Genomic DNA, 20,696 nt, shown 5'->3' on the forward strand with positions numbered 1-20,696 from the left:
GAATTAAAACTTCTGTTTTAATGTGATTTAGCATTTTTTAAGTCGGCCTTCCAAAATGCTACTGAAATGATGTTTAGATATATGTTTTAAAATCATTATTTTTGAAAAAAAACAAACTAATAATGAACAAAACATTTATTACTGCATTCTCTTTACTCTTGGCATTTCAAGTTTTTTCTCAAAAAATCATTAACAGAGACCCACAAATCGAAGCTCTTGTTAGTCAAGTTTCGAGTGATAGTTTGAAAAAATTTGATGAAAAACTAGTTTCTTTTGGTACAAGAAGTACCCTTTCTACAACAACCGATTCAAAACGCGGTATTGGTGCCGCTCGACTTTGGGTTTTAGGTAAATTCAAAGAATTTGCCAAAACTTCAGAAGGACGAATGACTGCTGTTTTAGACACCTTTACACTACAACCAGATGGAAAAAGAGTCGATAAAGCCATTTTGATGGCAAATGTAATGGCTACTCTCAAAGGAACTGACCCAAATGATAACAGAATTTTTATGGTTAGTGGACATATTGACAGTCGAGTAACAGATGTAATGAACCGTGAATCTGATGCCCCAGGTGCAAATGATGATGGTAGCGGAACTGTTGCAGTTGTTGAATTGGCTAGAGTAATGGCAAAATCAAAATTTCCAGCTACAATCGTTTTCGTAGTGGTAAGTGGTGAAGAACAAGGGCTTTTAGGTGCGAATTATTTAGCAGAAAAAGCATTAAAAGAAAACTGGAATTTAGAAGCTCTTCTAAATAATGATATTATGGGTTCAAATAATTCAAACGAAACAAATATCATTGATAATACTCGTTTACGGATTTTTAGCGAAGGATTACCAGCATTTGAAATGGATAAAAAAGTTGGTGCGATTCGTCAATATGGTGTTGAAAACGATGGAAAATCACGTCAATTAGCACGTTATGTGAAAGAAACGGCCGAACGCTATGTTGATAATTTGGAAGTTGTAATGATTTACCGAAATGACCGTTTTTTACGTGGTGGCGACCATACACCATTTGTAAATCGTGGATTTGCAGCGGTTAGGATGTCTGAAATGAACGAAAACTTTTTACACCAGCACCAAGATTTAAAAATTGAAAATGGCATTGAATATGGCGATTTGCCAAAGTTCATGGATTTTGAATACTTACGAAAAAATACTTGTGTAAATTTAGCTAGCCTTGCAAATCTCGCTAAGTCACCTTCTATGCCGCAAGATGTAATTTTGGATGTTAGAGGCTTAGGTAATTCTACCAACCTTAAATGGAAAGCACCAATCTCTGGAAAAGTAAAAGGATATTATATTTTGATGAGGGAAACAGCCATGCCCTACTGGCAAAAGAAATTTTTTACAACTGACTTGAAAATGAATCTCCCCTATTCTAAAGATAATTATTTTTTTGCGGTTCAATCAGTCAGTGAAGACGGCAATGAAAGCTTACCAGTTTTACCACGAGTTGGTTTAAGAAATGCTGGAGAATAACATTCTGCAAATTAAATTTTAATTATTTCTTTTATTTAACCAATAACTTAACTCTATGGAATTATTACCGAAAATCTTGATTGGCTTGATGGCCATTGAGCATTGTTATATTCTTTGGCTCGAAATGTTTGTTTGGACAACAAGAGGCCCAAAAGTTTTCAAAGGATTGCCAAAAGAACTATTTGTACCAACAAAAACCCTTGCAGCTAATCAAGGTCTTTATAATGGTTTCTTAGCAGCTGGATTGTTTTGGTCGTTAATTATTACTGATAGCATTTGGTCAGATAATGTAGCTATTTTCTTTTTATCTTGCATTATGATTGCAGGAATTTATGGTGGACTAACTGCTGGTAAAAGGATTTTATATATTCAAGCTCTACCTGCTTTTTTAGCCTTAATTAGTGTGATTTTCATCTAATTTTCAAACTAATATTTTAGGAGTTTAATACTTCATTTATGCTTATCAAATAGTTTATAATACCTAAAATATTGAATACTCAACTTATTTACTAGAATCAAACTTGGTTTGGTTACCATATTTTATTCTAAAAACTTCTAAAGTGTAAGTTTTTAGAATAAAATATGGATGGATTTGAAAAGAAAAAGAAAATGCCCACCAATACGGCGGGCATTTTGACTTATGGAGTACAACAAAACCACAATAAAAGTACGGTTTAACCCGCAATTGTGATTTTGTTACAAAAGTATGAATATTTTAAGCTTCTACCAATGATTCATCGTGTTGACTAATGTCAAGACCAACTTTCTCATCAGATTCAGATACACGTAGAGGTAAAATCAAATCTGTAACTTTCAATAATACAAATGACATAGCAAATGCAAATACTGATACAATTACTAAAGCAATAACGTGGTTGATAAATAGTTTTGATTCTCCGAAGAATAGTCCTTGGTCAACAACCGCAGCGTTAATTCCTTTGTTAGCAAAAACGCCAGTTAATAACATACCAACCATACCACCAACACCGTGACAAGGGAATACATCTAATGTATCATCCAAAGCAGTTTTGGTTTTAAGGTGAGCTAGGTAATTAGAAATCAATGATGAAATTGTTCCGATAAAGATTGCGTGAGGAATTGTAACAAAACCAGCACCTGGAGTGATTGCAACTAAACCAACAACTACACCAATACAAAAACCTAAGGCAGAAACTTTTTTGCCACGAGCTACATCAAATAATACCCAAGCTAAACCAGCAGCAGCTGCAGCAGTATTTGTTGTTGCGAAAGCAGAAGCAGCTAACGTACCAGCACTTAAAGCAGATCCAGCGTTAAATCCGAACCAACCGAACCATAATAAACCTGTACCTAACAATACATAAGGAATATTTGCAGGTGGTAAGAAACTTCCTTCAACGTGAGCACGACGACGTTTCAAGTAGATTGCACCAGCCAAGGCAGCCCAACCAGCAGACATGTGTACAACAGTACCACCAGCAAAATCTAGAACTCCCATTTTGAAAAGGAATCCTTCAGGATGCCAAGTCCAGTGTGCTAATGGAGCATATACGAATAAGCTAAATAAGATAATAAACAATACGTAAGACTTGAAATTGATACGTTCTGCCAATGAACCAGTTACTAAAGCTGGAGTAATTACAGCGAATTTCAATTGGAAGAATGCAAAAACTACTAATGGAATAGTTGGTGCAAGAGACCAAGGTTTGCTTTCTAATACGCCTGCAAACATAAAGTGGGTCATTGGATTTCCTACGAAACCACCAATTGATTCACCAAATGCTAGACTATATCCAACAGTAACCCAAAGAACAGAAATTACACCCATAGCAATGAAACTTTGTAACATTGTAGAAATAACGTTCTTAGTATTTACCATTCCACCATAGAAATAAGCTAATCCAGGTGTCATGATTAAAACTAATGCAGTACTTACAAGCATCCAAGCTGTATCGCCAGAATTGATTCCTTCAGTTACGATTGTCGAAGGTACTGCTGGTAGCAAAAGAGCAACCACTGCTAATGCAAGCAAAATAATCAGGGGAAGAGGGTTTTTACTCATAGTGATTTCGAGGTTTAAATGTTGTACAATAAAAAGAAATAAGTATTGGTTTAGGTTTATAATAATCTTAGAATTTGAAAATCAATACTCCACCAAAAGTTGATTGAGAATCTTTAGTGTAGTTACCATCTTTATCTTCAAATTGAGCCATTCCAACTTTAGATTTTGCATAACTATCTAAACGGAACTCAGGTTTGAATAATAAATTATCTGAAATAATAACGTTACCAGTTAAAGTGAATGAATTAACTGAGGTTCCATTACCTTCTCTGTTTTTCAAAGCACGAATGCCAGATTTGTTATCAAAATATTCATAACGAATTCCCAAGCCAAATTTATCAGTCAAAGAAGCTTGTGCATAAACAGCAGCACCTCCCCAATTCAATTTATCTTGTGACCCATAAGCTGCATTCACACCTAATAAGAATTTTTCAGTGATTTGATAAGAAGTAGTTAAATCAAAAAGTGAATAATAAGACTTAGCACCAACACCTTCATCACTACCGATCCAGTTCAAATAAACATTCCAACCAGATGCTGGCGAAACATAAAATTGAGCCATTGTTCCTAACTTACTGTTGTTATCATCTTTTGAGTCAACTCCATTAACTAATCCAAATGTCAATGATGATTTTCCTGAAGTTGCAACCGTTGCTTTGATACCAGTATGGTAGAAAGGGCCATTATTGAAAAGGTTTGACAATGAATAATTGTAATTAATTGGAGCATCAATTACTTCGTAGCCGATGTGGGTTCCCCATTGACCAGCAGTAATTGATAATTTGTCAGTAGCTTTCCAAGTCAAATATGCTTGTTTGATTGCTAATGCAGTTCCAGTAGCTTCTTTACCACCTACCAAAACACGTCCAAGAGCGTTTCCATAGTTACCAAGGTCTCCATGGTTACCGAATGTCAAATCAATCACTCCATCAACTTTATCAGTTGAGTAAGTCATTTTAGTTTGAGCAAGACCAACTTGGAACTGGCCAACCTTTTGGTCAAAAGCACGCTCATAACCCGAAGCACCTAAATTTGATTTTGACTTAGGAGCATTCAAATTTCCGAAAAAATAAGTATCTACATAACCTGAAAATGTGAAAGGACTTTTTTTCTCTTCTTCTGGTTTTGTTGTAGCATCCTGTGCAAATGTGTTTGCAGCGGCAAACAATGAAAGTACGGTAAAAATTGTTTTTCTCATAATTTTCTTTGGTTTAATTAATCATTGGTCAGATTTAATTTCTATGCAAATCTTTATCAAAAATTAATAATATCCAAATTTTAAGTATAAAAAAATCCAATATTTTTTATTTTTTTGTAAATATAGTCAAATATATGTTTCAAAATTAAACTATTTATTGAAATATTTATATTTTCATTAAAAACAAATATAATTCTGCATTTGACCATATTATACAAATATTATTCTGAAATACAATTAATTCTTATTATTGTACAATTACAAGAAATCAAAAAAAAATCCCCAAACTAGAATACCTAGTTTGGGGATTAATATTTAGTAGTAATTACTTAGACAATCAATTACGCCTCCGCATGAAGCCATGCTTTTTTTGCTAATAATATTTCGTCGTCTTCTTCGTGGTCTGGGTCTGGAACACAACAATCGACTGGGCAAACTGCTGCACATTGCGGTTCTTCATGAAAACCATGACATTCTGTACATTTGTCAGACACTATATAATAAAATTCGTCGGAGACTGGAGTCATCGGGTCTTTTCCACCAATTACAGTTCCATCTTCTAATTCTACTTCTGTGAGTTTTGTTCCACCTGCCCACGTCCATTCAACGCCGCCTTCATAAATGGCAGTATTTGGGCATTCAGGTTCACAAGCACCGCAGTTGATGCACTCGTCAGTTATTATAATTGCCATACTCTCTCTATATATTTAATAGTTTACTAAACTTTAAACAAATATAAGGCTTCAAAGTTTCAGTTTACTTGTATTTTTGTAAGATTTTACAAATGACAAACTATTTTCTAAAAATAATGCAATATAAAAAACATATTATCACATTTTCTAAGTTAGGTAACTTTCTTTTAGATGACTCAAACGCTGATACCTTAAAATCTTTATTTTCATCTGCAAGAAACGAAAATTCATGGTTTACTGAGGATAATGTAAAACTCGCTATAGAAAATATTGCTAAAGATTATCTCAATCTAGCACAACTCGAAAAATATATTAGTCAGTATGATATTCAAGAAAATTTGTCTCCTAAAAAAATAGGAATCGTTATGGCTGGAAATATTCCAGCGGTTGGCTTTCATGATTTATTATGCACTGTTTTGTCTGGAAATATTGCCTTAATCAAATTGAGTTCAAGCGACTCAGTCACAATGAGATTTTTGATTGCTAAATTATATGAATTGGATGAATCGCTCAAAGATAAAATCAAGATAATTGATAGATTGAACGAAGCTGAAGCTTTAATTGCAACAGGAAGTGACAATACCGCAAAACATTTTGATTATTACTTTGCAAATAAACCTAGAATTATACGCCGAAATCGAACATCAGTTGCAATTTTAGATGGAACTGAATCTCGAATCGAATTGGCAAATCTTGGCAACGATATTTTCCAGTATTTTGGATTAGGTTGTAGAAATGTTTCAAAAATTTATGTTCCGATAGGTTATACTTTCGACAAGTTTTTTGAAGCAATCGAATATTGGAGTACAATTCAACTTCATCATAAATATAACAATAACTACGATTACAATAAATCAATTTATTTGGTTAATAGAGTGGCACATCTCGACAATGGTTTTTTGCTATTAAAAGAAGATAAAGCTTTGGTTTCTCCAATTTCAGCATGTTTTTATGAAACCTACGAAAATGAATCACATTTGAAAGAATTGATTGCCGAACAAAGCGAGAAAATCCAATGCGTTGTGTCTAAAGAGAGAAAATTTACCAACAGTTTTAGTTTTGGAGAAGCACAAACACCAAAATTAAATGATTTTGCAGACGGAGTTGATACGATGAAGTTTTTATTAAATATCTAACTAAGAAGCATCTTTGAATGAGTAATAATGAAACAAAAATAGTTTTTGAATTCATTATTACTCAAAGAAATTTTAATTTGCTATTTTTCAAGCATTTCATGGCTTTTTCTAAACCATTGATTGTCAGAGGAAACATTCGATTGTCTGACCAAGTTCTGATTTGTTGAATTGTATGCGTATATTGCCAATAACCATCATTGATTGGATTGAGCCAAACTAAATTGGGAAACTTATCTTTGAATCTTTCAAGCCAAACTGTTCCCGCCTCCGCATTATAATGCTCAACGCTACCACGAGGTTCAGATAATTCCCAAGGCGACATGGAAGCATCACCAATAAAAATTACCTTATAATCTTTATTATATTTATTGAGTACATCCCAAGTCGAAATTTTATCTTCGTATCGCCGACCATTGTCTTTCCAAAGATTTTCGTAAACACAATTATGAAAATAATAAAATTCAAGGTTTTTAAATTGATGTTTGGCTGAAGAAAAAAGCATTGAGCATTCTTCAATAAAATCATCCATCGACCCTCCAACATCTAATAAAAGCAAAACTTTTACCCTATTTTGCTTCGAGGCTTGCATTTTAATATCTAAAAAACCTGCGTTTTGACAAGTTCTGTCGATTGTTACATCCAAATTCAACTCGTTTTCAGCTCCTTCACGTGTTAAAAGTCTCAATCGACGCAACGCCATTTTAGTATTTCTAGTATTCAGTTCAAGGTTATCATCGTAATTTTTGAAATCACGTTTATCCCAAACTTTTACAGCACTTTTATTGCCTCCTTTCCCTCCAATTCTTACACCTGCGGGATTATTACCCGAATTTCCGAAAGGAGAAACGCCGCCTGTGCCAACCCATTTACTTCCACCTTCATGGCGTTCTTTTTGCTCTTCAATTGTTTTTTTAAGCCTTTCTAACAATTCTTCTAATCCACCAACAGCTTTTAAAGCTTCTTTTTCTTCATCAGATAAATTATCTAATAGTTTATTAATTAGCCAATTATCATCAATTTTCAAGAACTCATCAACATTAATCGACTCAATTCCTTCAAAAAATTGTCCAAAAAGTCGGTCGTATAAATCAAGATTTTGTTCATGCTTGACATAAATTGCTCGGCTCAAAAAATAGAAATCTTCCGTACTAAACGCCACAACTTCCTTATCAAGAGCCTCCAACAATGTCAGATGTTCTCGAAGGTTTACTTTAAGGTTGTTGTTTCGTAAATGGAAAAAGAAATTTGTTAGCATAAATTATATTAGAAAACAGAAACTCAATTTACTTCACTCCTTTCTCTCTCAAAGCTTTGAATAAATCATAATCGGATTCATTTTTTAATAAAGCTCCAAGAAATGGCGGAATTTCATTCATTTTATTCAAATCTTCCAAATCCTCTGCTGAAACTTTTCCTACCAAAAGCAATCTTAACCAATCGATTAGTTCACTTGTAGAAGGTTTTTTCTTGAGATTTTTGACTTCTCTAATTCCAAAAAAAGTTTTCAAAGCATTTATCAGAAGCGTTTCTTCCAAATTTGGATAATGCACATCAACAATTTGTTGCATCGTTTCTTTATCTGGAAAACGAATAAAATGAAAGAAACAGCGTCTCAAAAACGCATCAGGCAATTCCTTTTCATTATTCGATGTTATAATAATTATAGGCCGATACTTAGCTTTTATAGTTTGCTTAGTTTCGTAGCAATAAAACTCCATACGGTCGAGTTCTTGCAGCAAATCATTCGGGAATTCAATATCAGCTTTATCGATTTCGTCAATCAACAAAACTGATTGTTCTTCGGTGTCAAATGCCTCCCAAATTTTCCCTTTTTTGATATAATTTTCAATATGATTTACTTGGTCATCTCCCAACTGAGAATCTCTCAATCTCGAAACGGCATCATATTCATACAACCCTTGTTGGGCGGTCGTGGTTGACTTAACGTGCCAAGTAAATAATTGTTTTCCGAGTGCTTTAGCAACCTCAAAAGCCAGTAAAGTTTTACCAGTTCCAGGCTCTCCTTTAATCAAAAGGGGTCTTTGCAAAGCAACGGCAGCATTAACAGCGGTTTGAAGTTCACGGGTTGCTACATAGTTTGAAGTTCCACTGAAACCCATATTATTTTTGTTGTCCATATAAATAAAATGACGAATGATTTATTTTAAATGGCTTACTTTCGAAAAGAAATTCAATGTATAGCCATCAAATAAATTACATTCGTCAAAATTAAATTATTCTTCTTCGCTTGTAAAACTATAAAGTGTTGGGTCAAGTTTTAAATTTCCACCATTAAAATCATCAATAAATTTTGTGATAACATCATGGTCAATTTCTTCAACATTCAATGAAATATCCAAACCAATTCCATACTCAAAATCAGTTTCCACTTCTACAAATTCAGAAACTTTAATCACTTCTTCTTCTTCTAGCTCTTCAATAATTTCCTCGAGCATCAACTCCAAATCTTCATCTACTTTATGATTTGGTTTTCTTTTGTCAATTTCAACATAATTTGGATAAGCTTTTTTCATTCTGCTTTCGGCTTCCTCAAAAACCAAACTGCTATGATTTAAGCGTAAAGTTCCCATTACAGCATCAAAAATCACTTCTTTTCCTTCATATTTACCAACAAATTGAAAATGAGCAAATTCTCCCGAATCGTTCATCCCATCTTCGTCTTCCACAATTACATAATTTTGTCCTTCTTGCTCACATTCACTTTTAAGTTCAGCAATCTCGGTTGGGTCAAATCCTTCGTTCATATTTTAAAATGTTAAATTATATTACAAATTGATTAAAAAGTTAGGGCTTGTTTGTTTAACAAAACTTTCTTTCTGACTAAAACTGAAAGTAAATAAATTGAGAATTATTATAAACGCCAAAGCACAAAATCATCAAAAGAATGAGATAATAAGCCATCCACTGTTGCCATTTTGGTTTTGATTCAAAGTGATTGGCAATCAATTTTCCACGTTGCTGCCATTGAACAAATTCTAAAATAAAAACTGAAATTAAGATTAAATATAAATCATTTTCGCCAATAATTTCAATAATCTGAGAAATTGAATGTGAATTTTGACTAAACAAATGCTTAATAATATAAATTGAATCGGCATTATTGTGAGCAGCAAAAAATATCCATGCAAAAGCTACTAAAATAAATGTAATTGAGGCATGAATAATATTTTGTAATAATTGTATTTTTAGAAGACCAAGTACTGTTTCTTGAAAACGTTTAGTTAATTGTCCAAAAATCAAATAAATCCCATGTAAAGCCCCCCAAATAACAAAATGCCAACTCGCTCCATGCCAAAGCCCAGACATCATAAATACAAAAAATAAATTAAAATATCGACGATATTCTGCCACTCTATTTCCTCCTAAAGGAATATACAAATAATCTCTAAACCACGTAGAAAGTGAAATATGCCAGCGTCTCCAAAACTCTGAAATGTTTTTAGAAAAATATGGCCTGTCAAAGTTTTTCATCAAGTCAAAGCCCATCACTCGAGCAGACCCAATGGCAATATCTGAATAACCTGAAAAATCACAGTAAATTTGAAATGTGAAGAAAAGGGTTGCAACTATCAAAGGAAGTCCTTGATAATCAGTTGGTTGTCCATAAACTTTATTTACAAAAATTGATAATCTATCAGCAATTACAACTTTCTTAAACATTCCCCAAAGCATTAATCGAAGACCACTTTTGGCTAATTCATAGTTAAATTCATGTTTCTCATAAAATTGGTGAATCACGTTTTGTGGGCGTTCTATTGGACCAGCAACCAATTGTGGATAAAACATGACATATAAGGCATAAATACCAAAATGTCGTTCAGCTTTCTGATTTCCTCGATAAACTTCAATCGTATAACTCATTGCCTGAAAAGTATGAAATGAAAGTCCAATTGGCAAGATAATATCCCAATGAGGTAAAAGCTGGTCAGGATTGATTTTGAATAAAATTGAGTTAAAATTATCAATAAAGAAATTGTAATATTTGAAGACTGACAAAACGCCAATATTTGCAACAAGACTCATTATTAGAGCAGATTTGCGTTTTTTCCCATGCGACTGTTCAATCCAAATTCCTGCATAATAATCAATAATTATCGTAAAAAAAAGTATCAGAATATAGATTGGAATAAAGAAACTATAAAAAACACAGCTTGCCAAAAGCAAGTGAAACCAACGATATTTATGCGGGATAGCAAAATAAATGAGTGTTACGAGTGGAAAAAACAGCAGAAACTCAAAGGAATTGAAAAGCATTTTTCTGAATAATGAATGATTAATAAGAAATACAGATTCAAAAATTGATAACATCAACTTTTGAATCTGTATTTCAATTTGAATTACTTAGTTTAGCCAAAGTTCAAGGTTTATTTTTGTTTTTAAAAATATTTTGCAAAAAATAGCCAATTAAACCCAAAAGTAGATAAAATCAAAAAGGCATCGAAGATGCTTCGATGCCTTTATTTATACCCCAAAAAACAATAAAATCTCTTCTAAATGATTTGTTTAATTATAAACAAACTTTATGCCAAAAATATTTTTTTGACACAAGTACTGCATAAATTGATTTTACGGTACTTTTTTGAGGAATTATCATTATTAAAACAATTTTTTGTCCAAATCAAAACCATCTAAATAGTCAGAAACTCGCTTTAAGAATTGACCACCAAGTGAACCGTCAATTACTCTGTGGTCGTAAGTTCCTGAAATAATCATTTTCTGGCGAATTCCAATTGTATCGCCAAGTGGTGTTTCGATAACGGCAACTTTCTTTTGAATCACCCCAAAAGCTAAAATTGCCACTTGTGGTTGAACAATAATTGGCGTTCCAGCAATATTTCCAAACGACCCAATGTTTGAAACCGTCAGTGTTCCGTCTGCCAAATCATCAGCTTTCAACTTATTATTTCTAGCTCGGTTCGTTAAATCGTTGATTTTCTTTGTCAAGCCAATCAAACTGTAAGAATCAGCTTCATGAATAACAGGCACAATAAGATTTCCATTTGGTAAAGCTACGGCCATTCCGATATTAATTTTCCCTTTACGAATAATTTTATCTCCATCTACTTGCACATTTATCATTGGAAAATCTTTGATAGCTTTTACTACTGCTTCTATCAAAAGTGGTGTATATGTGATATTTTCCCCTGTATCTTGCTTAAACTTTCCTTTAACTTTTTCACGCCAAATAGACGCATGAGTCATATCAGCCTCAACAAACGAAGTCACGTGTGGAGAAATTCGTTTCGATTCAACCATTCGCTCGGCAATCATTTTTCTCATCCTATCCATTTCAATGATTTGGTCACTTGACGAGGTAGTTGGAGCGATGTTATTTGCAACTTGTTGTGGAACTTCCATTTGCTTTAAAAAAGCAAAAATATCATCTTTTGTTACTCTTCCTTCTAAACCAGTACCAATGATACTATCTAATTGTTCGGCAGAAACACCTTCTTCTTTTGCAATATTCAGAACTAATGGCGAGTAAAATCTACTATTTCCTGAATTATTTTTAGGAACTGAAGGAGTAGTTAATAATTCAACTGAAACACCTCCTGGATTTACAATCATTTTCTCAACTTCAGCTTGCGGTTTTTCAGCATCTGCATTTGTTATTATCGAATTTTCCGTTTCTTCCGAAGCATTTGTTTCTATAATACAAATTGGCTTTCCTATAACTGCAATTTCGCCTTTTTGAACCAACATTTGCTTAATAATTCCGCTATGTGAAGCACCAATTTCAGTATCAATTTTATCGGTTGCGACCTCCAAAATCATATCATCTGCCTCAATTTTGTCTCCAACGTTTTTAAGCCAATTTAAAACTGTGCATTCAAAAATACTTTCGCCCATTTTAGGCATTATCATTTCTATTAAAGCCATAATTTAATTTATAGTTTTGCTGAAGTTTCTTTTCCTAGAATATTGTGATTATTAAATTAGTTTTCGTAATCACCATTTAACATTTTTCTTAATAAATTTAATGCTACGACGCTACCATAATTAATATTTGTATCACGCTGATTAGCCATTTGTACTTTACGAGCAACAGTTCTACCTTCCATTGCACAAGCCATCCAAAGTGTTCCAACTGGTTTTTCTGCTGTACCACCATCAGGCCCAGCTACACCGCTTGTTGCAATGGCAAAATCTGTTTTTAAAAGCTTTCTCACTCCTTCCGCCATTTGAATGACAGTTTCTTCACTCACAGCACCATGTGTTAAAATTGTTTCTTCTTTAACACCAAGCACATTTATCTTTACAGAATTATCATAACTAACCACACTTCCCATGAAATAAACCGAACTTCCAGGTACTTTTGTGAATAAATGAGAAATATAACCACCTGTACAGCTTTCAGCCACAGAAACTGTTAGTCCTTTTTTCTTTAATTCTTTACCAATAGCCACTTCCAAATCATCGTTATCAAAACCAAAAACAGATGACCCAATCAATGGTAATACTTTCTCAATTTCTGCATCAACGTCTTTTCTTAAAATTTCTTCATCATTTCCAACCGCCGTTAAGCGTAATTTAACTTGCCCAAAACTAGGCAAATAGGCTAATTTTATATGTTCAGGCAAATTATCTTCCCAATTTTCGATTTTCTCAGCAAGAAAAGACTCTCCAACGCCAATTGTTCTAATTAGTTTATGGTAAATAATTGGTGTTTCAAAGAAAGTTTTTAATCGTGGAATAACTTCATTGCTCATCAAATATTTCATTTCATGCGGAACTCCAGGCATTGAAACAAATATCTTTCCGTTTTTTTCAAACCACATACCTGGTGCTGTACCCGTTTTATTTGCCAAATAAGTAGATTTGCTCGGTATTGTTGCCTGTAAACGATTTAATTCCGTCATTGGACGACCTCTTTTTGTGAAGAAATCAGTTATAAAACCTAAAGCATCATCATTGATTACCAATGAATCGTTAAAGTATTTACAGAGTGTTTTCTTGGTTATATCGTCTTTTGTTGGCCCTAGTCCACCAGTCAATAAAATTATATCTGCTCGACTTTCAGCTTCAGCTAAAATCTGTAAAATTTTATCTTCTTGGTCACCAACCGAAGATTTACGAACAGTTTTAATACCAATTTTATCCAATTCAGTACTCATCCATTGAGTATTCGTATCGGTAATTTGTCCATATAAAATTTCATCTCCAATCGTTACTACTTCGGCTAAAATGGGTCTCATATAAAGATATTTGTAAACAATATTTTGGGTTAAAAAACTTAAATAATTTCGATTTAAAGTTTTACAGCACAAAAATACAATTTTCGTTGTTCATTCGTTAGTTAGACAATTATTTATTCATAAATTCAATTACAATTATTATTAAAATGAAAAAATTATTATCAATTTCCTTATTAATAGGTGTTTTGGTTATTCAAAGTTGTGCGGGGCAAAAAATTAATTTAGGAAAAGTTTTAGGTGGAATTGTAGAACAAGCACAAGGCGGAGCATTAAGTAATGATGATGTGGTGATGGGCTTGAAAGAAGCTTTAAAAGTAGGAATTAATAAAGGTGCAGATAGTGCATCAAAAATAAACGGTTTTTACTTGAATCCTAAAATCAAAATTCCATTTCCTCCAGAAGTACAACGTGTTGAAACGGCTTTGCGTAAAATTGGTTTAGGAAGTGAGGTCGATAAATTCGTAGTTTCGTTGAATCGTGGAGCGGAAGAAGCCGCCAAAGAAGCAAAACCAATTTTCGTAAATGCTATTTTGAGTATGTCATTTTCAGATGCTTGGGGGATTTTAAGAGGTGATAAAAATGCAGCGACTTTATTTTTAAAACGTACAACATCGGCTGCTTTAATTCAGGCTTTCATGCCATACATTGAAAAATCATTACAAAAAACTCAAGCTACAAAATATTATTCTGACTTAGCAACAACCTACAATTCGTTGCCATTTACCCAAAAAGTAAACCCAGATTTAAAAGGTTATGCCACTCAAAAAGCAATTGATGGTTTATTTATTTTAATAGAAGAGGAAGAAGCAAGAATTAGAGAAAACCCGCTGGCACGAACCTCAGAAATTCTAAAAAGAGTTTTTGGAGCTTCTTAATAGTATCAATTGGCTACTTCTTATTTCATTTATAGCAATAAAAAAACTCCTAATAAATCAGGAGTTTTTTTATTTTCATCTATTGTAATTTTTATTTCAACGAATTGCCATACCCAACAATTAAAACCGAAATAATAATTGTTAATATTCCAAGCCCTATGGTTGTCATCGTTTTCTTTGAAACCCCTTTCCATTCTTTCAAAACCAAACCCCAAGTATTAGCAATTATAATGATAAATGCCATGTGCAAAATCCATGAACTAGGGCCATTTCCTAATTTACTTTCACCCATACCGTAAAAGAAAAACTGTAGAAACCATGTAGTTCCGGCAATGGCCGAGAAAATATAGTTTCTCAATAATGGCGTATTTGTGTTTGTATAATCTCCAAAAGTTTTATTTTTTGCATTAAGATACATACACCAAATTAAATTAGTTGTAAGTCCACCCCAAAGAATTACAATATAAACCACGTTATTTCGATACAAAAACTCCCCTTGGGCTGGATTTTGAGCCACCCACAAATCATTAGCAACTTTTGACATACTAGAACCAGCTTCAATTCCAAAACTAAAACAAGCACTTAATACACCCGAAATTATTGCCAAAATAAGTCCTCTTACAAGTTGAAATTCTTCATTATTTTTATCAATTCCAGCAAGTTCTTTATCTTTCATTCCTCCTGCTTTACCACAAATAACGATTCCGACCACACAAACAAATAAACCTAAAAGAACCATTTGCCCCCACCGAGTTGTCATCAAATCTGCAATTGTGTCTTTACCTGAAGTTGGAATTATATAATAGTAAATAGATGGAATGATTGAACCAAAAACCGAACATAATCCTAATATGACAGAACTACCTAGCGAAACTCCTAGATAACGAACACCAAGCCCATAAGTAAGCCCACCTATTCCCCAAAGTAAACCCATTAAATATGTCCAAGAAAGTGTGGTTATGCTCGTTTCTGAAATAATATTTCCAAAATTAGGTATTGTAAGGTAAGCTGCCAATGGCGGAACAATTAGCCAAGAACAAAGTCCGCCAACAATCCAATAACTTTCCCATGCCCAACCTTTAACTTTTTTATACGGAATGTAGAAACTTCCTGAGGCAAATCCACCCAGAAAGTGAAAAATAATACCTAATAGTGCATTCATTACTTTTTATTTAGGGTTTGATATAATTGTAGTTTTTCAATAAAAATTTATCCCAAATTAATATTGAAGCCATAAAAATACTATCCTGTACTCTCATGCGAAAGCAAATTTCTAAAATATTATTCAACATTTTTCCCAAGAAAATTAACCTAGGTAAGTATTTTGAAAAACAAAAATGAACTTTCTACTTCAAAAACATATTATTTATTGAGAACAGTTATTGAATTATTATATGAAAAAATCTGAAATTAATTTTTCTGTCGAGTTAGACGACAACCGAATTCCCGAAAAAATATTTTGGGATGCAACCGAAAATCCAAATGAAGGTATTAACGAAAGTAGAGCCATAGCAATAAGTGTCTGGGACCATTATCATCGTGGCCTTCTAGGAATTAATCTATGGACAAAAGAAATGCCTGTTGATGAAATGAAACATTTTGCGGTTGACATTGTCGGAAATGTAGCTCAGTTAGTTGCAGATTCGACTGGAGATAAAAAAATGATTGAAATATTGGAGAGTACTTGCCGAAGTTTGAAAAGACATCTTGACGAAGAGGCAAAAAAAGAAGCTCAAGCATAAAAACAAAAGTGCTGAATTCATAGATTTTATTTCTAAGAATTCAGCACTTTTTTAATTATTTAACAAAGTATTATCCTTTTTTGGGTGTAATAATTTTTGTCCAAGTCAAAAATTTAATTACAGGGTACGTTGGGTCAATCTCATACCATTTTTTTGCAAAATTGATTGACATCGGATGTTTATGGTGATTATTTTGAAATAACTCTCCCATCATTAAAACATCAACAATTAATGAATTTTTCGATTCATCATGGTTGTCAAAGTTTTGATAACCATATTTATGTCCACTCCAATTAACAATTGCTCCATGAATTGGTCCCATCAAAAAATGAATAGGCAAAAGGAAGAAAAATCCCCAATGAATATCAAAATATAAAAATCCAACCACATAAAAAGCAATATACGTAATGCCCCAAATCAGGCGTGAAACCCAATTGTCACCAATTTTATCTATCAAATTCCATTCAGGCAAATCTTTTTCAAAACGTTCTTCAATTTTGTATTTATAATTTAAAACTGCATTATAAATATCTTTTGTTTTCCACATCATTGTAAACAAATTTTCAGTGTGATGCGGCGAATGTGGGTCTTTTTCAGTATCACTGTAAGCATGGTGCATACGGTGCAAAATAGCATAAGAACGAGGGTTCAAATACGAAGAGCCTTGGGTAATGTAAGTAAAGAAGTAAAAAAAACGCTCCCAAAATTTGCTCATTGTAAACATTTTATGAGCAGAATACCTGTGTAAAAAAAAAGTTTGACTAAAAAGGGACAAATACCAGTGGGCAAAGAAAAACGATAAGGCAGCAACCATTCTATGATTTTAAATTTTAATTTTTATTATAAAGTACAAATATACATGTCAAAATAGGAAGAAATACACATTGTTCTTTACGTATATATGCTAAACCTTAAAGTTCTTTAAAATATCCAAAAAACTTCATTGAAAATGTGCAATTCTAGTAATTTGTAAATGCATATTGAACTAGATTTGCCCCCATTTGCAGAGCTTTTAAACGTAACTCTTCGGGGTCGTTGTACACGCTTCTATCTTCCCAGCCATTACCTAAGTCGCATTCGTAACTAAAATAACAAACGAGTTTCCCTTGCCAAATCAACCCAAAGCCTTGTGGCGGTAAACCTTCATGTTCATGTACTTTTGGTAAGCCTGTTGTAAACTTATATTTCTGTTGGTAAATTGGATGAGAAAATGGCAATTCTACAAATTCTAATTCAGGAAATACTTTCTTCATTTCTCTTCTGATAAATTTGTTAAGTCCATAATTATCGTCAATATGCAAAAAACCTCCAGCAACCAAATATCTTCTTAAATTTTGAACTTCTCCATCATTAAAAACTACATTTCCATGTCCAGTCATGTGGACAAATGGGTATTGAAAAATATCTGTGCTTCCAACCTCAATAATATCTTCTTCTGGAAAAATATTCATTTTTAAGTTTTGGTTACAAAACTTAATTAAATTTGGTAGGGAAGTTTTATTGGCATACCAATCGCCGCCGCCGCCGTATTTCAATTTTCCAATTTTTAATGTTGGTTGTTGGGCGAAAGAAAATTGGAATATGACTAAAAAAAACACAGTTATTATGAATTTATTCATGATATTTTAGCAAATACGAAATTAAATTTCAAAAAAATGAATTGATAATTGTACAAGCAACTACGCCAGCAGTTTCCGTGCGAAGTCGAGAATTTCCAAGCGTAACAACCTGAAAACCAGCATTCCTGGCTTGTTCAATTTCTTCTTTAGAAAAATCTCCTTCAGGTCCGATCATTATTAAATAATCTGATTTTTGATTGATGGCAGATTTTAGAGGAATTGAATCCTGGGTTAAATGTCCAATAAATTTATTATCACATTCTGTATTTTTAAAAAACTTTTCAATGCTAATTAATTCATTTATTTTGGGCAAATAGGCTTTCAGCGATTGTTTCATGGCTGAAATTGCAATTTTTTCTAACCTTTCCACCTTCTGATGCTTCCTTTCTGAATGTTTTGTTTGTATAAGCGTAATTTCATCAACACCTATTTCAACGCATTTTTCAATAAAATATTCAATTCTATCGGCATTTTTAGTTGGAGCGATAGCAATATGAAGAAAATGATTGCGTTTTTGAAAGTTTTGTTCGGCTGATAAAACTTTTAATTCACATTTTTTTTCGTGTGCTTTTACAATTTCACATTCATAAATTCCTCCAACTCCATCAACCACATGAATTTTATCTTGGACATTTTTTCTTAAAACTTTCACACAATGCCTAGCATCTTCTTCATTGAGAAAATGAAGTTTCCCAATACTCGAATTTTGCATTTCTGGCTGATAAAAAAGAAGCATTCTTTAATTATTTTTACAACCACCGATTTCTGCCGTGAAATCACTCCCAAATGCGGCATCAAATCCATGATTCAAATCTATTGATTTTTTTGCTTCCAAAGATAACTGTTTTGAAGTTGTAATCGAAACGATTGCAATAATAGATGTGTTTGCTCCGATATAAGGAACATTTGGCAGTATTGTTAAATTAACATTTTCAAGGCATTTTAATGTGACTTCTTTTGTATTTGACTTGGTGTTTGGTGTGTTTTCGTCAAAAATTCTATAAAAATATTTTTTATCTAAACTTACTTCGCTATCGTAAAATACATCACCAGTAGTTGTCGCAATTTCGTTGAAATGTTCATTATCATCTGAGCGTTCTATGTGAAATGTTTTTTGTGAATTGCCGTTCCATGTTAATTTTACTTGAATATTTTCATTGATTTCTGCACTCAAATCAATTGTTGTTGTAGTTACTACTTCTCCACCTATTAAAATATTATCGAAACTAAAAGCCCGCATTCCATACTGATTTTTAAGATGACCGCCTTGATAGGAACTTTCTCCAAAATTTCCATACCAATTGGGCAAATAAGAAACCGTTTTGGCATTTTCTGTATTAGAAACACTTAAATAAATTTTATTTCCTATTCCAGTGCCACCTTCAACCACGTTGTTATGACCATCAATGTAAATAAAATCTTCCATTCGCCAAATGACACCATTAACAATCGAATCCTTCGGATAAACCATTTGCATTCCTTCATCAAATTCTAAAACTAACTTTGAATTTTCCCAATAAGCTTTTTTAATATCGGGTGAATAAATTTGATTGGACTGGTTATCCCCATAAATTTCTTTCCCAATAATTCTTGATAATTCAAAAGCAGTTTGGCTATAACCTTTCAATGTGTAATGTAAGCCATCATAACCTGTAGTTCCCATAGAACTCATGGTTGTAATTTTGGGATATAAATTCTTCGTTTTTCTTTGAAAATCCCTTAAAAAACCCGCTTTACTATTATTTACCGTTAAAATATTATTTTGAACATTATAGATTTTTTTAAGATTAGGAAAATCTATATTGAGGTTATTATAAAGCTTTTCAAATTCGGCAGGATACTGTTCTGACTCCAATTGATAAGAGCCATCTGTTTCTCCTTGTCGAAAAATAAAATATTTAATTTGGTCTTTTATATCGCTAAACATCGTTTGCAACAACATTTTACCATAATTAGTATTCCTATCCGCTGGATTTTGAGCATTTCTATTATTTAATCCTTTGATATCCGAACCACCAACAGAAGCCACAATTACTCCAACTGGATAATTATATTTTCCACATAAAAACTTTTGCAATTCGAGTGTTCCTGTTCCTGGCCAAGTTGATGTTTCATAAGGTAAAACCCATTCACTATCGCCATTTTCAAAGTTTGCCACCGTGAAAAAACGCATTAATGGATTCTTTTCAGGCCAATAAGTATCAATTCCACCTGAGCCCAACGCATTAGATTGTCCATAAATCAAAAACAAATCACCAATTGCAACTCTTGATGACTTCTTTACTTCTCTACTTCCGTCCAATTTGAGAATAAATGTATAATCATGATTCCCAGCTTTTAAAGTAGGATTAAATTCAAAATCGGAATTTGAAGCAATATCGACTGATGAGTTATGAAAGGTATTTCCATCTTGTAAAATTAGTAACGATATTGAAGTATGTCCATTTTCAGTAACCCTCCCTTTAACTTTTACGCTTGCTTCATCGTTATCGTTTCTTTGAATTACTTGATTGCTTAATGGAAATTTTGAAAGGGAAATTTGAGGAAAAGAAACATGCCAACCCAAAGAAAAAAGGGTAAAAAGTAGGCATTTACAATATGTTAAATAATGTTTCAAAGGAATATTTTTTTCTTTCATTGAATAGTAAGAAAAAACTGTGCCAATTAGTCATCTTTCAGTAAATAAAAA

Annotated in this window: 19 protein-coding genes; 5 read left to right on the plus strand and 14 right to left on the minus strand. The window is 32.9% G+C overall.

The genetic code is table 11. The features are described 5' to 3' along the window. The first annotated feature begins 122 nt into the window (after positions 1-122). Together MJQ71_RS05605 and MJQ71_RS05610 are read left to right on the plus strand one after the other, a co-directional pair. On the plus strand, positions 123-1,487 hold the full coding sequence (locus MJQ71_RS05605) for a M20/M25/M40 family metallo-hydrolase (protein ID WP_238805289.1): 1,365 nt from the start codon (positions 123-125) through the stop codon (positions 1,485-1,487). Between the two features lie 55 nt (positions 1,488-1,542). Next, a complete protein-coding gene (locus MJQ71_RS05610; protein ID WP_238805290.1) occupies positions 1,543-1,905 on the plus strand; it encodes a DUF1304 domain-containing protein in 363 nt (120 codons plus the stop codon). Between the two features lie 297 nt (positions 1,906-2,202). On the opposite strand, the gene MJQ71_RS05615 is transcribed toward MJQ71_RS05610, so the two are convergent. The 3 genes from MJQ71_RS05615 to MJQ71_RS05625 all read right to left on the minus strand — a co-directional run bounded on the left by MJQ71_RS05615 (position 2,203) and on the right by MJQ71_RS05625 (position 5,418). Further along, positions 2,203-3,528 carry an ammonium transporter gene (locus tag MJQ71_RS05615; protein ID WP_238805292.1) on the minus strand — a complete coding sequence of 442 codons (1,326 nt, stop codon included), beginning with the start codon at positions 3,526-3,528 and terminating at the stop codon, positions 2,203-2,205. A gap of 67 nt (positions 3,529-3,595) precedes the next feature. Then, positions 3,596-4,726 carry a porin gene (locus MJQ71_RS05620; RefSeq protein WP_238805295.1) on the minus strand — a complete coding sequence of 377 codons (1,131 nt, stop codon included), beginning with the start codon at positions 4,724-4,726 and terminating at the stop codon, positions 3,596-3,598. Positions 4,727-5,067: 341 nt separating this feature from the next. Further along, the gene (locus tag MJQ71_RS05625) at positions 5,068-5,418 is read right to left on the minus strand and encodes a 4Fe-4S dicluster domain-containing protein (RefSeq protein ID WP_238805297.1); all 351 of its coding nucleotides are present in this window, start codon (positions 5,416-5,418) and stop codon (positions 5,068-5,070) included. 116 nt (positions 5,419-5,534) lie between these two features. On the opposite strand from MJQ71_RS05625, the gene MJQ71_RS05630 reads away from it, so the two are divergent. After that, the gene (locus MJQ71_RS05630) at positions 5,535-6,554 is read left to right on the plus strand and encodes an acyl-CoA reductase (protein ID WP_238805298.1); all 1,020 of its coding nucleotides are present in this window, start codon (positions 5,535-5,537) and stop codon (positions 6,552-6,554) included. Positions 6,555-6,615: 61 nt separating this feature from the next. Here MJQ71_RS05630 and MJQ71_RS05635 read toward each other — a convergent pair whose 3' ends face one another. The 6 genes from MJQ71_RS05635 to MJQ71_RS05660 form a co-directional block, all read right to left on the minus strand. Further along, complete coding sequence (locus tag MJQ71_RS05635; protein WP_238805299.1) at positions 6,616-7,809, minus strand: vWA domain-containing protein; 1,194 nt, start codon at positions 7,807-7,809, stop codon at positions 6,616-6,618. Between the two features lie 28 nt (positions 7,810-7,837). Then, positions 7,838-8,674 carry an AAA family ATPase gene (locus MJQ71_RS05640; protein ID WP_238806410.1) on the minus strand — a complete coding sequence of 279 codons (837 nt, stop codon included), beginning with the start codon at positions 8,672-8,674 and terminating at the stop codon, positions 7,838-7,840. Positions 8,675-8,788: 114 nt separating this feature from the next. Next, entirely contained in the window at positions 8,789-9,319 is a 531-nt protein-coding gene (locus MJQ71_RS05645; protein WP_238805300.1) for a hypothetical protein, read from the minus strand. A 76-nt stretch (positions 9,320-9,395) separates the two neighbouring features. Then, positions 9,396-10,829, minus strand: a complete 1,434-nt coding sequence (locus MJQ71_RS05650) for an MBOAT family O-acyltransferase (RefSeq protein WP_238805301.1) — start codon at positions 10,827-10,829, stop codon at positions 9,396-9,398. Between the two features lie 342 nt (positions 10,830-11,171). Next, positions 11,172-12,455, minus strand: a complete 1,284-nt coding sequence (locus MJQ71_RS05655; protein ID WP_238805302.1) for a dihydrolipoamide acetyltransferase family protein — start codon at positions 12,453-12,455, stop codon at positions 11,172-11,174. Between the two features lie 56 nt (positions 12,456-12,511). Beyond that, entirely contained in the window at positions 12,512-13,771 is a 1,260-nt protein-coding gene (locus MJQ71_RS05660; protein WP_238805303.1) for a competence/damage-inducible protein A, read from the minus strand. A 146-nt stretch (positions 13,772-13,917) separates the two neighbouring features. On the opposite strand from MJQ71_RS05660, the gene MJQ71_RS05665 reads away from it, so the two are divergent. Beyond that, positions 13,918-14,646: a DUF4197 domain-containing protein gene (locus MJQ71_RS05665; RefSeq protein WP_238805304.1), complete on the plus strand. Its 729-nt coding sequence runs from the start codon at positions 13,918-13,920 to the stop codon at positions 14,644-14,646. 91 nt (positions 14,647-14,737) lie between these two features. Here MJQ71_RS05665 and rhaT read toward each other — a convergent pair whose 3' ends face one another. Next, positions 14,738-15,808 carry an L-rhamnose/proton symporter RhaT gene (gene rhaT, locus MJQ71_RS05670; protein WP_238805306.1) on the minus strand — a complete coding sequence of 357 codons (1,071 nt, stop codon included), beginning with the start codon at positions 15,806-15,808 and terminating at the stop codon, positions 14,738-14,740. 232 nt (positions 15,809-16,040) lie between these two features. Here rhaT and gldC point away from each other — a divergent pair, with 232 nt between their 5' ends. Beyond that, positions 16,041-16,388: a gliding motility protein GldC gene (gene gldC / locus MJQ71_RS05675; protein WP_238805307.1), complete on the plus strand. Its 348-nt coding sequence runs from the start codon at positions 16,041-16,043 to the stop codon at positions 16,386-16,388. Positions 16,389-16,458: 70 nt separating this feature from the next. Here the strand turns inward: gldC and MJQ71_RS05680 are convergent, their stop codons facing one another. The 4 genes from MJQ71_RS05680 to MJQ71_RS05695 all read right to left on the minus strand — a co-directional run bounded on the left by MJQ71_RS05680 (position 16,459) and on the right by MJQ71_RS05695 (position 20,645). Beyond that, entirely contained in the window at positions 16,459-17,202 is a 744-nt protein-coding gene (locus MJQ71_RS05680; protein ID WP_238805309.1) for an acyl-CoA desaturase, read from the minus strand. A gap of 145 nt (positions 17,203-17,347) precedes the next feature. Further along, complete coding sequence (locus MJQ71_RS05685) at positions 17,348-18,007, minus strand: DUF4159 domain-containing protein (RefSeq protein ID WP_238805310.1); 660 nt, start codon at positions 18,005-18,007, stop codon at positions 17,348-17,350. A gap of 28 nt (positions 18,008-18,035) precedes the next feature. Continuing rightward, complete coding sequence (locus tag MJQ71_RS05690) at positions 18,036-18,743, minus strand: 16S rRNA (uracil(1498)-N(3))-methyltransferase (protein WP_238805313.1); 708 nt, start codon at positions 18,741-18,743, stop codon at positions 18,036-18,038. A gap of 3 nt (positions 18,744-18,746) precedes the next feature. Then, the gene (locus tag MJQ71_RS05695; RefSeq protein ID WP_238805315.1) at positions 18,747-20,645 is read right to left on the minus strand and encodes a sialate O-acetylesterase; all 1,899 of its coding nucleotides are present in this window, start codon (positions 20,643-20,645) and stop codon (positions 18,747-18,749) included. Positions 20,646-20,696 lie beyond the last annotated feature (51 nt).

Source organism: Emticicia aquatica, from assembly GCF_923079645.1.
GTDB lineage: Bacteria > Bacteroidota > Bacteroidia > Cytophagales > Spirosomataceae > Emticicia > Emticicia aquatica.

Coding starts and splice junctions, on each gene's coding strand:
- MJQ71_RS05605 (WP_238805289.1), top strand. CDS start 123: ATGAACAAAACATTTATTACTGCATTCTCTTTACTCTTGGCATTTCAA.
- MJQ71_RS05610 (WP_238805290.1), top strand. CDS start 1,543: ATGGAATTATTACCGAAAATCTTGATTGGCTTGATGGCCATTGAGCAT.
- MJQ71_RS05615 (WP_238805292.1), bottom strand. CDS start 3,528: ATGAGTAAAAACCCTCTTCCCCTGATTATTTTGCTTGCATTAGCAGTG.
- MJQ71_RS05620 (WP_238805295.1), bottom strand. CDS start 4,726: ATGAGAAAAACAATTTTTACCGTACTTTCATTGTTTGCCGCTGCAAAC.
- MJQ71_RS05625 (WP_238805297.1), bottom strand. CDS start 5,418: ATGGCAATTATAATAACTGACGAGTGCATCAACTGCGGTGCTTGTGAA.
- MJQ71_RS05630 (WP_238805298.1), top strand. CDS start 5,535: ATGCAATATAAAAAACATATTATCACATTTTCTAAGTTAGGTAACTTT.
- MJQ71_RS05635 (WP_238805299.1), bottom strand. CDS start 7,809: ATGCTAACAAATTTCTTTTTCCATTTACGAAACAACAACCTTAAAGTA.
- MJQ71_RS05640 (WP_238806410.1), bottom strand. CDS start 8,674: ATGGGTTTCAGTGGAACTTCAAACTATGTAGCAACCCGTGAACTTCAA.
- MJQ71_RS05645 (WP_238805300.1), bottom strand. CDS start 9,319: ATGAACGAAGGATTTGACCCAACCGAGATTGCTGAACTTAAAAGTGAA.
- MJQ71_RS05650 (WP_238805301.1), bottom strand. CDS start 10,829: ATGCTTTTCAATTCCTTTGAGTTTCTGCTGTTTTTTCCACTCGTAACA.
- MJQ71_RS05655 (WP_238805302.1), bottom strand. CDS start 12,455: ATGGCTTTAATAGAAATGATAATGCCTAAAATGGGCGAAAGTATTTTT.
- MJQ71_RS05660 (WP_238805303.1), bottom strand. CDS start 13,771: ATGAGACCCATTTTAGCCGAAGTAGTAACGATTGGAGATGAAATTTTA.
- MJQ71_RS05665 (WP_238805304.1), top strand. CDS start 13,918: ATGAAAAAATTATTATCAATTTCCTTATTAATAGGTGTTTTGGTTATT.
- rhaT (WP_238805306.1), bottom strand. CDS start 15,808: ATGAATGCACTATTAGGTATTATTTTTCACTTTCTGGGTGGATTTGCC.
- gldC (WP_238805307.1), top strand. CDS start 16,041: ATGAAAAAATCTGAAATTAATTTTTCTGTCGAGTTAGACGACAACCGA.
- MJQ71_RS05680 (WP_238805309.1), bottom strand. CDS start 17,202: ATGGTTGCTGCCTTATCGTTTTTCTTTGCCCACTGGTATTTGTCCCTT.
- MJQ71_RS05685 (WP_238805310.1), bottom strand. CDS start 18,007: ATGAATAAATTCATAATAACTGTGTTTTTTTTAGTCATATTCCAATTT.
- MJQ71_RS05690 (WP_238805313.1), bottom strand. CDS start 18,743: ATGCTTCTTTTTTATCAGCCAGAAATGCAAAATTCGAGTATTGGGAAA.
- MJQ71_RS05695 (WP_238805315.1), bottom strand. CDS start 20,645: ATGAAAGAAAAAAATATTCCTTTGAAACATTATTTAACATATTGTAAA.